The organism is Streptomyces sp. NPDC040610 (assembly GCF_055594065.1).
Genome location: NZ_JBVIXA010000002.1, coordinates 653,761 through 671,105, shown reverse-complemented (window position 1 = coordinate 671,105; position 17,345 = coordinate 653,761). Strand labels below are relative to the sequence as shown.

At 72.5% G+C, this 17,345-nt stretch carries 3 protein-coding genes (1 of these 3 running past the window's edge); all 3 read left to right on the top strand.

Annotation, left to right across the window (positions count from 1 at the left end):
- Tightly spaced (each overlapping or abutting the next), the 3 genes in view from ACZ6AA_RS09435 to ACZ6AA_RS09425 form a layout consistent with a single transcriptional unit that may run on beyond the window.
- On the top strand, nt 1-298 hold the final stretch of the coding sequence (locus tag ACZ6AA_RS09435) for an SDR family NAD(P)-dependent oxidoreductase (protein WP_471457178.1). 13,979 nt of this gene lie to the left of the window's left edge; only the last 298 of its 14,277 coding nucleotides appear in the window; the start codon falls outside the window, past its left edge; its stop codon occupies nt 296-298.
- On the top strand, nt 295-8,085 hold the full coding sequence (locus tag ACZ6AA_RS09430; RefSeq protein WP_471457176.1) for an amino acid adenylation domain-containing protein: 7,791 nt from the start codon (nt 295-297) through the stop codon (nt 8,083-8,085). Before ACZ6AA_RS09435 ends, ACZ6AA_RS09430 begins: the two co-directional genes overlap by 4 nt.
- Nucleotides 8,082-17,345, top strand: a complete 9,264-nt coding sequence (locus ACZ6AA_RS09425) for an amino acid adenylation domain-containing protein (protein ID WP_471457174.1) — start codon at nt 8,082-8,084, stop codon at nt 17,343-17,345. Before ACZ6AA_RS09430 ends, ACZ6AA_RS09425 begins: the two co-directional genes overlap by 4 nt.

The window sequence follows — 17,345 nt, the reverse complement described above, 5'->3', positions numbered from 1 at the left end:
CCTCGGGCTGACGCTCACCACACGGGAGATCGTCGAACTGGCCACCCTGGAGCGCATCGCGGAACGGCTCACCGCCAAGCGCGCCCCCGACACCGGCCGACCGGACGTACGCGAAGCCGCACCAGCCGTACCGGAAGAACCAGCCGTACCGGAAGAACCAGAAGCACCAGCCGTGCACGAGGCACCAGCCGCACCGGACGCACGCCAAGCGCGGGCCAAGGCCCTGGAGAAGTTCCGCCAGGGCCACGTCGGACTCGAAGAACTCAAGTCACTCATGAAGGAAGCACCGGGCGCGTGAACGAGGATCAGATTCTGGCGGGCTTCAAGGCGGGCCTCTACTCCGCCGACGACGTGCTCGCGTTCTACGAGCGGCTCCAGGACTCCGCGGGGGCGGGCACCGGGGACCGGCGTCCCCTGTCCGCGGGGCAGCAGGGCCTGTGGCTGCTGCACAAGCTGCGGCCCACCGCCGACGTGTACAACGTGCCGGTGTGCTTCCGCACGTCCGCGCCGTTCGACGTCGCGGTGTTCGAGGAGGCCTTCCGGCACGTGACGTCCCGGCACACGCTGCTGCACAGCGTGATCGCCGAGGACGAGGGCACCCCGTACCTGGTGCGCCGCCCGGCCGACGCCGAGCTGCCCTTCCGGCACCAGACCGTGCCCCAGGGCCTGCCCGACGACGTCCTGGTCGCGCTGGCCCGCGAGCAGGCCAAGGCGCCCTTCGACCTGTACCAGGACGCCCCCGCGCGGGCCGTCGTGTACTCGGCGGGCACGCCCGACGCGCCCCGGACCCTCGTCCTGCTCGCCTTCCACCACCTGGTGTTCGACGGCGCCTCCACGCCCGTCCTGCTCCGCGACCTGCTGCGCACCTACGAGACGCTGCTGCGCGGCGGCACCCCCGAGCCCGCGTCGGCGCGGCACGACGCCTACGACGCGTTCGTGCGCTGGGAGTCGGACTTCCTCGCGGGCCCCGACGGCGCCCGCCACCGCGCCTTCTGGCAGGACACCCTGGCGGGCGACCTGCCCGCGCTGCGCCTGGACATCGAGCGCACGCCCGCGCCGGGCACCTCCGTGCGGGGCGAGACGGTCGCCCTGCCGCTGCCCCCGGAGCTCGCCGCGCGGGTACGCGACCTGTGCGCGGCCCGCGGCGTCAAGCCCGCGGTGCTCTTCCTCGCCGTGTACGAGCTGCTCCTGCACCGCTACAGCGGCGAGCGCGACCTGATCGTCGGCGTGCCGTCCCTGGGCCGGCCGGACGCCTCCTACGACGACGCCGTCGGCTACTTCGTGAACATGCTGCCCGTGCGCCACGGCGTGCGCGGCGACGTGCCGTTCACCGACTTCCTGCGCGAGCTGACGCTCGTCATGGCCGACGGCCTCGACCACGCCGCGTACCCGTTCCCGCGCATGGTGCAGGACCTGAACCTGCGCACCGACCCCGACACCTCGCCGGTCTTCCAGGTCTCCTACGTCTTCCAGAACCAGCGCATGATGCACCTGACCGGCGACGACGTGCGCGGCTCCGACCTCGCCCGGTCGCTGCGGTTCGTGGAGGAGATATCCCAGGAGGGGGAGTTCAAGCTCCACCTGGAGGTCGTCGAGCACGCCGCCGACGCCTACACGCTGCACCTCAAGTACGACGCCGAGCGGTTCGCCGCGGCCGACGTCGAGGGCTTCCTCGGCCACTACGGGACCCTGCTGCGCGCCCTGGCCGCGGACCCCGGACAACTCCTCTCGGACGCCTCGCACCTCTCGGACGGCGAACTCCGCCGGCTCGACGACTGGAACGACACCCACCGCCCCTACTCCGCCGACCGTGGCCTGCCCGACCTGCTCGCCACCGCCGTGGCCCGGCACGGCGACCGCACGGCCCTCGTGTACGGCGACCGCTCGCTGACGTACACCGAATTCGCCGACCGCACGGACGCGCTGGCCGCCGAGCTGCGCCGCCGCGGCGTCACCGCGGACACCGTCGTCGGCATCTGCATGGAGCGTTCCGTCGAGATGGTCGTCGCCCTGTGGGCGGTCATGAAGGCGGGCGGCGCCTACCTGCCGCTGGAGCCGGACTACCCGGCCGAGCGGATCCAGTTCATGATCGAGGACTCGGGTGCGGCCCTCGTCCTCGCCCAGACCGCCACCGACGCGTCCGCGCTCGGCGGGGCGCTCTCGGTGCTGCGCCTGGACTCCGAGGGGCGGCCGACGTCCGAGGGACCGCTCGGCCCCGAGGGCCGTCCGGACGAGGCGGCCGCGCCGGACCCGGGCCCCGCCCGCGTCGCCCCCGACCACCTCGCGTACGTCATCTACACCTCCGGCTCCACCGGCCGCCCCAAGGGCGTCATGGTCGAGCACCGCGCGGCCGTCAACCGCATCGAGTGGATGCAGCACGAGTACGCCCTCGGCGCCGACGACGCCGTGCTGCAGAAGACGCCGTTCAGCTTCGACGTGTCCGTGTGGGAGTTCGTCTGGCCCCTCGTCACGGGGGCCCGCCTGGTCGTGGCCGCACCGGGCGGACACAAGGACCCCGCCTACCTGGTGTCGCTGATCCGGGCCGCGCAGATCACCACCGTGCACTTCGTGCCGCCCATGCTGCGGCTGCTCCTCGACCACGAGGGGTGGGCCCGCTGCACGTCGCTGCGCCAGGTCTTCTGCAGCGGCGAGGCCCTGCCGCCGGAGCTGCCCGCCCGGCACCACGCCGTGCACGGCGCGGCCCTGCACAACCTGTACGGGCCGACCGAGGCCGCCATCGACGTCACCCACTGGACCTGCCCGCCCGGCGCGGCGGCGGACACCGTCCCCATCGGCCGCCCCATCCAGAACATCCAGTTGTACGTCCTGGACGACCTGGGCCGGCGCCAGGCCGTCGGCTGCGCCGGTGAACTGCACATCGCCGGTGTCGGCCTGGCCCGCGGCTATCTGAACAACCCGGACCTGACGCGCGAGCGGTTCGTCCCGAACCCCTTCGCGGACGTCCCGGACGCCCGCATGTACCGCACGGGCGACCTCGTCCGATGGCTGCCGGACGGCACCCTGGAGTACCTCGGCCGCATCGACAACCAGGTCAAGCTGCGCGGCTTCCGCATCGAGCTCGGCGAGATCGAGGACCGCCTCTCCCGCCACCCCGCCGTGCGGTCCTGCGCGGTCCTCGCCCGCGAGGACACCCCCGGCGACCCGAAGCTCGTCGGCTACGTCGTCCTCGACCCGGCGCACACCGGCGACCTCCACGACGTACTCCTGCGTCACCTCGGACAGTCCCTGCCCGAGCACATGGTCCCCGGCGCCCTGGTCCGCCTGGACGCCCTGCCGCTGACCGCGAACGGCAAGCTCGACCGCAAGGCCCTCCCGGCACCCGACGCCGACGCCTACGCCGTGTCCGGCGAGCGCGTCGCCCCCGGCACGGCCACCGAGCGGACCCTCCTCGCCCTGTGCGCGGCCCTGCTCGGCTTCGACGAGGACCGCATCGGCGTCCAGGACAACTTCTTCGCCCTGGGCGGCCACTCCCTGCTCATCCCGAAGCTGACCGCCCGCCTCCTCGACGAGGGCATCGACTGCGACCTGGGCAGCGTCTTCGCCGCCGCCACGCTCGCCGACCTGGCCGCCACCATCGACGCGGCGGCAGCGCACGACGCGGCGGACCCGGGTGCCCCGGACGCCGAAACCGCCGCCCCGGCGCGCACCGCGTTCACCGTCCCGCCGAACGGCATCCCCGCCGACTGCGACCGCCTCACCCCCGACATGCTGCCCCTGGTCTCCCTGACCGAGGACGAACTCGCGACGGTCGCCGCGGCCGTGCCCGGCGGCGCCCCCAACATCCAGGACGTCTACCCGCTGGCGGCCCTCCAGGAAGGCATGCTCTTCCACCACCTCAAGGAGGGCGGCCGCGACCCCTACGTCCTCTCCGGCGTGTTCTCCTTCGACAGCCGCTCCCACCTCGACGGCTTCGTGCGCGCCCTGCGCGCGGCGGTCGCCCGGCACGACGCGCTGCGCACCGCCGTCCTCACCCAGGGCCTGTCCCGGCCCGTCCAGGTCGTGGTGCGCCACGCCGAGCTGGAGCCGGAGGAGTTCGAGCTGCCCGCGGGCACCGACACCGAGGACGAGATCCGCGACCTGCTCGCCCGCCCGCAGCCGATGCGCCTGGACCGGGCCCCGCTGATCCGGCTGCGCGCCACCCGGCAGCCCGGCACGGCCACCTGGTTCGCGGCCCTCAACCTGCACCACCTCGTCGACGACGCCACCTCCCTCGGCCTGCTGTTCCGCGAGATCGTCGCCCATATGACCGGCCGCGAGGCCGAGTTGGCCCCGCCCGCGCCGTACCGCGACTTCATCGCCCACGTCCAGCACCGCGCCCGGCAGCTGGACCCGGCGGAGCACTTCGCGGCCGTCCTCGGGGACGTCACCGAACCCACCGTGCTGTTCGGGCTCCAGGACGTCCACGGCGACGGCCGCCGGGTCCTGGACCTGCGCCGCCCCCTGGACACCGGCCTCGGGGAACGCGTCCGGGCCTGCGCGAAGGAACTGCGGGTCAGTCCCGCCACCCTGTTCCACGCGGGCTGGGCCCTGGTCGCGTCGGCGTGCAGCGGCCGCGACGACGTGGTCTTCGGCACCGTCATGTCCGGGCGCCTCCAGGGGCCGCGGGGCATCGAGCGGATGCTCGGCAACTTCATCAACACCCTCCCCGTGCGCGTCGACCTGACCGGCGCCAGTGCGGCCGACCTGGTGCGCGCCACGGACCGGGCGCTGCGCGCGCTGGTCCGCCACGAGCAGACCCCGCTCGCCGTCGCCCACCGCCACAGCGCTGTACCGCCCGAGACCCCGCTGTTCAACGCGATCTTCAACTACCGGCACCTGGAGTCCGACGACCGCGTCGACGACAGCGAGCTGGAGCGCGCGGGCGTGAGGTCCCTGGCGGGTGTCATCGAGAGGAGCAACTACCCCATCGCCCTGTCGGTCGACGACCTCGGGCACTCCTTCTCCCTCGACGCCCAGATCGACCAGGCCCAGGACGCCGCACTCGTCATCGGCTACCTGGAAACCGCCATGACACGCCTCGTCGACGCCCTCACCACCGAGGACGCGGAGCGGCGTCCCGCGCTGGAGCTGTCCGTCCTGAGCGACGCCCTGAGCCGTCAGGTCGTGGCGGAGTGGAACGCGGTGCCTGCCGTGGAGCCGGTGGGGCGGTGCCTGCACGAGTGGTTCGAGGAGGTTGCGGCCGGAACGCCGGACGCGGTGGCGGTGGAGTTCGAGGGCTGCTGTCTTTCGTATGGGGAGTTGAACGCGCGGGCGAATCGGCTGGCGCGGCATCTGCGGGGGCTCGGTGTGGGGCCGGATGTGCTGGTGGCGTTGTGCCTGTCGCGCAGTGAGCAGCTGGTCGTGGCCGTGCTCGCGGTGTTGAAGGCGGGTGGCGCGTACGTGCCGGTGGATCCGGCGTCTCCGGCGGACCGGCTCGCGCACATCCTGACGGACAGCGCGCCGCGGGTGCTGGTGACGGACGGGGCGCTGCCCGAGGGGCTCGCCGTTCCGTCGGTCCCCGTCGTCGACGTGCGCACGGATGCCGACCAGTGGGCCGACCTCGCCGCCGACGACGTGGCGGTGCCGGGCCTGACGCCCTCCGCTCTCGCCTACGTCATCTACACGTCGGGGTCGACCGGCGTCCCCAAGGGCGTCATGGTCGAACACCGCAACGTGGTGCGGCTGTTCACGTCGACCGACGACTGGTTCCGTTTCGGGGAGCGGGACGTCTGGGCGCTGTTCCACTCCTTCGCGTTCGACTTCTCGGTGTGGGAGATCTGGGGTGCGCTGCTGCACGGCGGCCGCCTCGTGGTCGTACCGCAGGCCGTCACGCGCAGCCCGCAGGACTTCTACCGGCTGCTCTGTGCCTCGGGTGTGACGGTCCTGAACCAAACGCCCAGCGCCTTCCGGCAGTTGATCGCCGCCCAGGGCGACGACCCCGAGCCGCACGCCCTGCGCGCCGTGGTCTTCGGCGGCGAGGCCCTGGAGGTCGCGTCGCTGAAGCCGTGGCTGCGGCGCGCGGTGAACAAGGGCACCGAGCTGGTGAACATGTACGGCATCACCGAGACCACCGTGCACGTCACCCACCACCCGCTGACCGACGCCGATGCCGACCGCGCGGTCAGCCCCATCGGCCGCCGCATCCCCGACCTGCGCACCTACGTCCTGGACCCGCACGGCCGCCCCGCGCCCGTCGGCGCCGTGGGCGAGCTGTACGTCGGCGGCGCCGGGGTGGCGCGTGGCTATCTGAACCGGCCGGAGCTGACCGCCGAGCGGTTCCTGGACGACCCGTTCAGCGGCGAGCCCGGCGGGCGGATGTACCGCTCCGGCGACCTGGCCCGCTGGCAGCCGGACGGCTCGCTCGAATACCTGGGCCGCAATGACGACCAGGTGAAGATCCGCGGGTTCCGCATCGAGCTGGGCGAGATCGAGGCCCGCCTCACCGAACACCCCGCCGTCCAGGACGCCCGGGTCCTGGTGCGCGACTACCGCGACCACCGGGACTCCGATGCCTCCGGCGACCACGCCGACGACCAGGACCAGCGTCTCGTCGCCTACCTCGTCCCGGCGCCGGACACCGCCCCGGCCGTACGCGAACTCCTGAGCCTCGCCCGCACCGAGCCCGAGGCCCTGGAGCGGACGTACGAACTGCCCAACGGCCTGACGGTGTTCCAGCAGAACAAGAGCGAGACCGACTTCGTCTACGACGAGATCTTCACGCACCTCGAATACCTGCGGAACGGCATCACCATCGAGAACGGCGACACCATCGTCGACGTGGGCGCCAACATCGGCCTGTTCACGCTGTTCGCGGGCAGCCGCTGCCCGGACACCCGGATCTACGCCTTCGAGCCGATCCCGCCGGTGTTCGACTCGCTGCGCCGCAACGTCGCGCTCCACGGCCTGAACGCCAAGGTGTACGACTGCGGCCTCGCGGCGGAGGCGAAGGAGGAGACCTTCACCTTCTACCGCCACAACACCGTCATCTCCTCCAGCGTCACGACCGCCGACCAGGCCCACGACCTGGTCCGCTCCTACCTGCGCAACCAGGAGGAGGTCGGCAACCAGGAGGGGCCGGGCGGCCAGGAGGAGCTCGGTGGTCAGGGTGCGCCGAGTGGCAAGGAAGGGCCGGGCGGGGGCCGGGACGCCGCCGAGGACGCGCTGGTCGACGCGGTCGTCGACGCCCGCCTCGACAGCGAACAGTTCACCTGCCGCCTGCGCACCCTCTCGGCCGTCGTCGCGGAGGAGTCGATCGACCGGATCGACCTGCTGAAGATCGACGTGGAGAACGCCGAGTACGAGGTGCTCAAGGGCATCCACTGGCGGGACTGGCCGAAGATCCGCCAGCTCGTCGTCGAACTCCACGACGTCGACGGCCAGTTGGAGAAGGTCACGACCCTCCTGAAGGCCCTCGGGTACGACGTCGTCTGCGAACAGGGCAACCGGCTGCTGCGCAACACGACGCTCTACAACGTCTACGCCCGCCGCCTCGGCCATCAGAACGTCTCGCACGAGCCCGAGCCCGACCCCGTCGCCACCGTGCCGGGGCCGCGCTGGTCCGGCCGGGCCGCCCTGCTCGCCGACGTGACCGAGCGGCTGCGGACCGCACTGCCCGAGTACATGCTCCCGGCCGCACACGTCCTCCTCGAAGAGCTGCCGCTGACGCAGAACGGCAAGCTCGACCAGCGGGCCCTGCCCGCGCCGGAGGACCGGATGCGGCCCGCCGAGCGGCGCACCCCACCGAGCACCGACGCCGAGCGGACCGTCGCGGGCGTCTGGGCGGAGCTGCTGCGCACCGACGCCGACGACCTCGACGTGCACAGCGACTTCTTCGCCCTCGGTGGCAACTCGCTGCTCGTCACCCGCCTGGTCAACCGCATCGCCCAGGCGACCGGCGTGGAACTCACCGTCCAGTCCGTCTTCGAGGGGCCGGCGCTCGCCGCGATGGCCGCCGAGGTGGAGCGGCGCGCACCCGTGACACCCGCGGGCGGGGCGCTCGACGTCGCCACGATCCTGGAGAGCATCGACTTGATCGAGAACATGAGCGAAGCAGAGCTCGACGCGTGGGAAGGCCGGACCAAGTGACCACGACGCCGACGGCGAGCACCCCGAACGCCGACACGTCCCTGGACCTGATCCGCAAGATCAAGTCCCTGCCCGCCAACAAGCAGCGCGCTCTCATCGCGATGCTCAAGAAGCAGGGCGTCGACCTGTCCGCCCTGGAGGCCATCGGCCCGCGCCCGCGCACCGGCAGCGAGCCGGACCGGCTGTCCTTCGCCCAGCAGCGCCTGTGGTTCCTGGCGCAGCTGGACGGCACCAGCGCGTACTACAACATCCCCATGGCGATGCGGCTGCGCGGCCCGCTCGACCGCCCCGCCCTGCTGCGCGCCCTCGCCGAGATCGTCGGGCGGCACGAGGCGCTGCGCACCCGCTTCGTCGAGCGCGACGGCGTGCCTTACCAGGAGATCGGCGACGGCACGGACTTCACCGTCTCCCAGGAGGAGCTGACCGAATCCGCCGACCTGGCGTCGATCTGCGAGCGCGAGGCCGTGGCGCCCTTCGACCTCGCCCGCGACTCCCTGATCCGGGTCCGCCTGCTGCGCCGGTCCGAGCAGGAGCACATCCTGCTCGTGACCATGCACCACAGCGTCTCCGACGGCTGGTCGCTCGGCGTCTTCTTCCGCGAGATGGTCACGCTGTACGAGGCGTTCCAGGCGGGCGCCCCGTCGCCGCTCGCACCGCTGCCCATCCAGTACGCGGACTACGCGCACTGGCAGCGCCAGTGGCTCGTCGACGAGGTGCAGGACCGCCAGCTCGGCTACTGGACCCGGCAGCTCGACGGCGTCGACGCGCGCCTGCCGCTCCCGGCCGACCGCACCCGTCCGGCGGTCAAGACCTACCAGGGCGCGCACGAGCGCTTTCACCTCCCCGAGGAACTGCTGCGGCAGCTGAAGGCGCTCGCCGACCGGCACGACGTCACGCTGTACATGACGCTGCTGTCCGTCTACGCCCTGCTCCTGCACCGCTACAGCGAGCAGACCGACATCCCCGTCGGCACGCCCGTCGCGAACCGCCAGCGCATCGAGTCCGAAGGCCTGATCGGCTTCTTCGCCAACACCCTGGTGATGCGCACGGACCTGTCGGGCGACCCCGCCTTCACCGATCTCCTCGGCCGGGTGAAGGACGTCGCGCTCCAGGCCTTCAGCCACCAGGACGTGCCCTTCGAAGCGGTCGTCGACGCCCTGCGCCTGGAGCGCAGCCTCAGCCACTCACCGCTGTTCCAGGTCGCGTTCGTCCTCCAGGAGGCCCACACCGACCGCGAGGTTCGCCTCGGTGAACTCGACGTCTCCCTCGTCGAGTTCGACTTCGACATCACGAAGTTCGACGCCACCCTCGACCTGCGCGAGACCCCCGACGGGCTGATCGGCGCCTTCGAGTACAACACCAGCCTCTTCGACCGCGCGACTGTCCAGCGCTTCGTGCGCCACTACACCGCCCTGCTCCGCGCCGTCGTCGCCGCCCCCGAGGAGCGGATCTCCCGGCTCAGCACCCTCGAGGCCGCGGAGCGCCGTCAGGTCGTGGCGGAGTGGAACGCGGTGCCTGCCGTGGAGCCGGTGGGGCGGTGCCTGCACGAGTGGTTCGAGGGGGTTGCGGCCGGAACGCCGGACGCGGTGGCGGTGGAGTTCGAGGGCTGCCGTCTTTCGTACGGGGAGTTGAACGCGCGGGCGAATCGGCTGGCGCGGCATCTGGGCCGTCTGGGCGTGGGGCCGGATGTGCTGGTGGCGTTGTGCCTGTCGCGCAGTGAGCAGCTGGTCGTGGCCGTGCTCGCGGTGTTGAAGGCGGGTGGCGCGTACGTGCCGGTGGATCCGGCGTCTCCGGCGGACCGGCTCGCGCACATCCTGACGGACAGCGCGCCGCGGGTGCTGGTGACGGACGGGGCGCTGCCCGAGGGGCTCGCCGTTCCGTCGGTCCCCGTCGTCGACGTGCGCACGGATGCCGACCAGTGGGCCGACCTCGCCGCCGACGACGTGGCGGTGCCGGGCCTGACGCCCTCCGCTCTCGCCTACGTCATCTACACGTCGGGGTCGACCGGCGTCCCCAAGGGCGTCATGGTCGAACACCGCAACGTGGTGCGGCTGTTCACGTCGACCGACGACTGGTTCCGTTTCGGGGAGCGGGACGTCTGGGCGCTGTTCCACTCCTTCGCGTTCGACTTCTCGGTGTGGGAGATCTGGGGTGCGCTGCTGCACGGCGGCCGCCTCGTGGTCGTACCGCAGGCCGTCACGCGCAGCCCGCAGGACTTCTACCGGCTGCTCTGTGCCTCGGGTGTGACGGTCCTGAACCAAACGCCCAGCGCCTTCCGGCAGTTGATCGCCGCCCAGGGCGACGACCCCGAGCCGCACGCCCTGCGCGCCGTGGTCTTCGGCGGCGAGGCCCTGGAGGTCGCGTCGCTGAAGCCGTGGCTGCGGCGCGCGGTGAACAAGGGCACCGAGCTGGTGAACATGTACGGCATCACCGAGACCACCGTGCACGTGACGTACCGGCTGCTGACCGAGGCCGACACCGACCGGTCGGTCAGCCCGATCGGGGAACGCATCCCCGACCTGCGCACCTACGTCCTCGACGGGCACGGCCAGCCGGTGCCGGTCGGTGTCGTGGGGGAGTTGTACGTCGGTGGGGCGGGGGTGGCGCGTGGGTATCTGAACCGGCCGGAGCTGACCGCCGAGCGGTTCCTGGACGATCCGTTCAGCGGTGAGCCGGGCGGGCGGATGTACCGCTCCGGTGACCTGGCCCGCTGGCAGCCGGACGGCTCGCTGGAATACCTGGGCCGCAACGACGACCAGGTGAAGATCCGCGGTTTCCGCATCGAGCTGGGCGAGATCGAGGCCCGCCTCACCGAACACCCCGCCGTCCAGGACGCCCGCGTCATCGCCCGCGAGGACACCCCCGGCGACAAGCAACTCGTCGCCTACACCGTCCTGCGCGAGCGCGCCGCCGACCCGGACCTGCGCGCCGACCTCGCCCGCCACCTGCGCCGGACCCTGCCCGACTACATGGTCCCCGGCGCCTTCGTGGACCTGGCGCGGCTGCCCATCACCGGCAACGGCAAACTCGACCGCGAGGCGCTGCCCGCCCCCGGCATCGAGGCCTTCGCGCAGCGCGCGTACACCGCGCCGGGCACCGCCACCGAGCGGACGCTCGCCGCCGCCTGGGCCGAACTCCTCGGCTTCGACGAGGACCGCATCAGCGCGCACGACAACTTCTTCGCGCTCGGCGGGCACTCGCTGCTCATCACCGTCCTCATCGCCCGCCTGAAGGAGCAGGGGCTCGACGTCGCCGTCCGCAGCGTCTTCAGGAGCCCCACGCTCGCCGACCTCGCCGCCGAGATCGACAGCGCCGACCCGGACGTCACCGGCTACTCCGTGCCCGCCCGGGCGATCCCGGCGGGCTGCGAGCGGATCACCCCGCAGATGCTGCCGCTGGCCGCGCTGAGCCAGGCCGACATCGACGCCGTGGTGTCCCGCGTACCCGGCGGCGCCCCCAATGTGCAGGACGTCTACCCCCTCGTACCGTCGCAGGAAGGGATCCTCTTCCATCACCTGATGGATCCCGGCAACGACCCGTACGTCATCCCGATCCTGCTGACCGTCCCCGACGAGGACGTCTGCGACGCCTTCGTGGCCGCCCTGCAGCAGCTCGTGGACCGGCACGACGTGATGCGCACGGCCGTCGTCACCGAAGGCCTCGGCGAACCCGTGCAGGTGGTGCTGCGCGCGGTGCCCCTCGACGTCGAGCACCGCACGCTGGACGCGGCCGACTCCGACGCGGCCGAGGCCCAGGCCCGCGGCTGGCTCGCCGACCCGGGGAGCATCGCGCTCGACCGGGCACCGCTGCTGCGGCTCGCCGTCGCCGCCGACCCGCACTCCGAGCGGCGCTTCCTGCTGCTGCGCGTGCACCACCTCATCGAGGACGCGACCTCGCTGCGCCTCATCCTCGAAGAGCTCGCCGCCCACCTGGCGGGCCGCACCGCCGACCTCGCCGCGCCCCCGGCCTACCGGGACTTCGTCGGCCACACCCTGCACCAGCTCGCCACGAACGACGCCGAGGCGTACTTCCGCCGCGAGCTGGGCGACCTCACCGAGCCCACCACACCGTTCCAGCTCGTCGACGTGCACGGCGACGGCAGCCGCGTACGCGACCTGCGCCGCTCGCTGCCCGCCGACCTCACCGGACGGCTGCGCGAGCAGGCGCAGCGGCTGCGGATCAGCCCGGCCGCGCTGTTCCACGCCGGGTGGGCCCTGGTCACGGCGGCCACCAGCGGGCGCGACGACGTGGTGTTCGGCACGGTCCTCTCCGGCCGCCTCCAGGGCGTCCCCGGCGTCGAGCGGATGCTCGGCAACTTCATCAACACCCTGCCGCTGCGGGTCCGCCTCGATGGCCGCAGCGTCAAGGAGCTGGTGTCCGCCGTGGACACCTCGCTCAAGGAGCTGATCTCCTTCGAGCAGAGCGCGCTCACCCTCGCCCAGCGCTCCAGCGGCCTGGACAGTGACGCCACCCTGTTCAGCTCGATGATCAACTACCGGTACTTCGAACCGCGCCGCGGCGACCAGGGTGCGGCCACGCTCGACGAGCTCGGCATCCGCTGGCTGGGCTCCCTGGACCGCACCAACTACCCGGTGGGCGTGTCCGTCGACGACACCGGCACCGAACTGTCCCTGAATGCCCAGGTCGACGCGGCCCTGTCACCGGACGCCGTGCTCGGCTACCTGGAGGCCGCCGTGTCCGGCCTCGTCGACGCGCTGGCCGCCACCGACGGCACCGGCACCCGGGCGCTCGACATCGACATCCTCCCGGCGGCGGAACGCCACCGCCTGCTGACCGAGTGGAACGACACCGACAAGCCGTACCCCGACGACCACTGCCTCTTCGAACTCTTCGAAGAGCACGTCCGGCGGCGCCCCGACGCCATCGCCGTCGAGTACGGCCAGCAGCGGCTGACCTACGCCGAGACCGACGCGCGCGCCAACCGCGTCGCGCACCACCTGCGCGAACAGGGCGTCGGCCCCGACACGCTGGTCGGCCTGTGCGCCCGCCGCTCGCCGGAGCTCGTGACCGGTCTGCTCGGCATCCTCAAGGCGGGCGGCGCGTACGTGCCCATCGACCCGGACTACCCCCAGGAGCGCATCCGCACCCTGGTGGCCACGTCCGGCGTGGAGATCGTGCTCAGCCAGTCCCACCTGTCGTCCGTGCTCCTCGACGGCGACACCGACGGGGCGGGCGAGGGCAAGCGCCTCGAAGTCGTCCACCTCGACACCGGCGAACGCGCCGCCGACGAGGCCCAGGTGCTCGCCGACCGCCCGGAGCACGGCCTGTCCCGCGCCGCGCTCGGCCTCACGCCCGAGCACCTGGCGTACGTCATCTTCACCTCCGGCTCCACCGGGGTCCCCAAGGGCGTCCTCGTGGAACAGCGCGGCGTCGTCCGCCTGGTGCGCAACCCGGACTACTTCCCGACCGACCCCGACACCGTCGTCCTGCACCACTCGTCGATCTCGTTCGACGTCGGCTCCCAGGAAGTCCTCGGCCCGCTGCTGTGCGGCGGCCGGCTCGTCCTGCACGACGGGGACTCCAAGGACGTGGGCGCGCTCCTCGACCGCGTCGAGCGCTCCGGCGTCACGATGATGGCCCTGTCCGCGGCCTTCCTGCCCGCCTACGCCGAGGCCGCGCGGGGGCGGCGGCTGCCGCTCACCTATCTGGGCGTCGGCGGCGAGGCGTTCTCCGCCAAGGACGTACGCCGCCTGTACGCGGACCACCCCGGCCTGACCGTCGTCAACGCCTACGGCCCCACCGAGAACAGCATCGCCTCCACCTGCCACGTGATCCCCCGGGACCTCGCCGAGGACGCGGTCATCCCGATCGGCGGGCCCATCGCCCAGTCGACCGCCCACGTGCTCGACGCCCATCTGCGCCCCGTGCCCCTGGGCGTCGTCGGCGAGCTGTGCGTGGGCGGCCCCGGAGTGGCCCGCGGGTACCTCGGCAACCCCGAGCTGACGAAGGACCGGTTCGTCGCCGACCCCTTCGCCGCGGTGGCGGGGGCCCGCCTCTACCGCACCGGTGACCTGGTGCGCCGACGGCCCGACGGGGCCCTGGAGTTCATCGGCCGCGTCGACGACCAGGTGAAGGTCCGCGGCTTCCGGGTGGAACTCGGCGAGATCGAGAACGCGCTGCAGTCCCACCCCGGCGTCCGCGGCGCCGTCGTCACCACCCAGGCCACCGGCGAGACCAAGAAGCTCGTCGCCTACGTGCGGCCCACCACCGCATGGCTGGACGACACCGCGCGCGAGCAGAACGCCGAGCACCTAGAGCAGTGGCAGGAACTCTTCGAGGACCAGTACGGAACCGACGCGTCCGACGCCCGGGAAACGACCGAGGCGGCCGAGTCCGGCGACGACCTCAACCTGATCGGCTGGAACAGCAGTTACTCCGGCGACGCCATCCCCGAGGCCGAGATGCGTGCCTGGATCGACGGCACCGTGGAGCAGATCGAGGCACTGCGGCCCCGCAGGCTCCTGGAGGTCGGCTGCGGCACGGGCCTGCTCCTGTTCCGCTACGCGGGCGCCTGCGAGGCCGTGCACGCCGTCGACATCTCCGCGTCCGCCCTCGCCGGAGTGCGGCGCGGCGCGGACCGCCGTGGCTGGTCGCACGTCACCCTCGCGCAGGGCGACGCCCGGTCGGTGACGGTGCCCGAAGGCCCCGACGGTCCGCGGAAGTTCGACACCGTCGTCATCAACTCCGTGGTCCAGTACTTCCCGAACCGGCTGTATCTGGAGGAGGTGATCGAGCGGCTGCTGCCGCTGGTCGCAGACGGCGGCCGGATCCTCGTCGGCGACGTCAGGAACCTCGACCTGTTCGCCGCGCACGTGACGGCCGTGGAGCGCAGCCGCCTCGCCGCGCCCGTCACCGTGCCGACGCTGGCCCGCCAGGTGCAGCGCCGCCGCCAGCAGGAGGGCGAACTCCTCGTCAGCCCGAGCTGGTTCGCCGGACTCCCCGAGCGCTTCTCGGACATCGGAGCCGTCGACATCACCGTCAAGCGCGGCACCGGCGACAACGAAATGCTCAGCTACCGCTACGACGTCGTGCTCACCAAGGGCGGGACCGCTCCGCGCACCGGAGACCTGCCCTGGCTGCACGCCACCACGCCCGCCGAACTGCGCGCCCTGCTCGCCGACGGCGCGCCCGCGCGGTTCGGTGTGACGGGTCTGGACAACCCGCGGATCGCCGACGACGTGCGCGTGGCCGAGAGCCTGCGCGGCGCCACCGCGCACAGCCACGTGGAGCCGCTCGGCGCGAGCCGTCTCACGGCCGCAGCCGACCGGCGGGCGCGCGACCTGGAGGACGCCCTGGCGCACGCCGAGGACCTCGGCTACCGGGTCGCCGTGACCTGGTCCCAGGACCGCCTCGACGGCCTCGACCTGATCCTCGCCAAGGGGGAGCGGCCGGGCGCCAGGGCTCGCGCCGCCTACAGCGCGACGTACCTGGCGAACGTGCCGCAGGTGGCGAGCACCGGCCAGGCCCTGACCCGGGCGCTCAAGGACCACCTGGCGGGCAGGATCCCCGAGTACATGGTGCCCAGCGTCTTCGTGGCCCTCGAAGAGCTGCCGCTCACCCCCAACGGCAAGGTCGACAAGCGCGCCCTGCCCGCGCCGGACGAGACCGACCTCCACAAGGAGGCCTACGTCGCCCCGGCCACCGCCACCGAACAGGTGCTGTGCCGCCTCGTCCAGGACGTCCTCGGCCTGGAGCGGGTCGGGCTTGGCGACAGCTTCTTCGACCTCGGCGGGCACTCGCTGCTCGCCACCCGGCTCACCATCCGCGTCAAGCAGGAGACCGGCAAGGAGCTGCCGCTGCAGTCGATCCTCGCCGGGGCCACCCTCGGCGAGCTGGCCGCGGCACTCGACGCCGCGGCCCGGCCCACCGACGCCGGGACCGTCCCGCTGCTGCCCGGCACCGGCGGCGACGCCCCGCTCTCGTACCAGCAGCGCGAACTGTGGTTCCTGAACCCGCGCGAGCACCTCGGTTCGGCGTACGACAACGTGCAGATGGCCTACCGGATCATCGGCCGCCTCGACCGTGCCGCCTACGCCCGCGCCTTCGAGACGCTCGTGGCCCGGCACGCCGTGCTGCGCACCAGCTACCTGCGGACCGACGAGGGATACGTCCAGCGGGTCAACGACGCCACCGGCTTCGCCGTCGCCTTCGAGGACGTCGGCGGGGACAGCGCCGTCGCCGAGCTGCTGCGCGCCGAGCGGCCGCGCCCGTTCCGGCCCGAGGACCGGTACCAGCTGCGCGTCCACATCCTGACGCTCACGCCGCATGAGCACGTCGCCGTCGTGACCCGCCCCTGGGGCATCTTCGACGGCTGGTCGACCGGCGTCTTCGTCGCCGAACTGAACACCGCCTACCAGGCGCTGTCCCGGGGCGAGGAGCCGGACCTGCCCGAACTGCCCGTCCAGTACGCGGACTTCGCGCACTGGCAGCGGCAGGTCGTCGACGCCGAGGCACGCGCTCGGCAGGAGGCGTACTGGCGTTCCCGGCTCGCTGGGCTGCCCGCACGCGCGGGCCTGCGCACCGACTACCGGCGGCCCGCGACGAAGTCGTACCAGGGAGCCTCGGTCGAGGTGAAGGTGCCCGCGGACGTGCTCGGGCAGCTCAAGCGCGTCAGCCAGGAGAGCGGCGGCACGCTCTACATGACGCTCCTCGCGGCCTTCGCCACGCTCCTCGGCGCCCACACCGAGGACCGGGAGCTGGCCATCGGCTCGCCCGTGACCAACCGGCCGCACCCGGACCTCGAACGCCTCGTCGGATACTTCATCAACGTCCTGGTGCTGCGCCTCGACGTACGCCCCGACCAGGCCTTCGACGAACTGCTCGGGCAGACCCGGCGCGTCACCGCGGCGGCCCACGAGCACAAGGACATCCCGTTCGCCGACCTGGCCCAGGCCCTCGTGCCCGAGCCGGACCCGGCCCACTCGCCGCTGTTCCAGGTCATGTTCAACCTGGTGCCCGCCGCCGAGGGCGCGCCGCCCGGCGCCGCCGATCCGGGCGCCCTCGGCTTCCTGCCGCTGCCCACCGACAGCGGCACGGCGAAGTTCGACCTCAACCTCGTCGTCCGGGAAACCCCCGACGGCCTGCACGGATACCTGGAGTACAGCACCGACCTGTACGCCAGGAGCACCGTCGAGGAGATGGCGGCCGACTACCGGCGGCTGCTCCTCAAGATCGTGACGCAGCCGGGCGCGAGCCTCGCGAAGCTGCGTGACGCGGCGGCGGACGGAGCTCTCGGATGA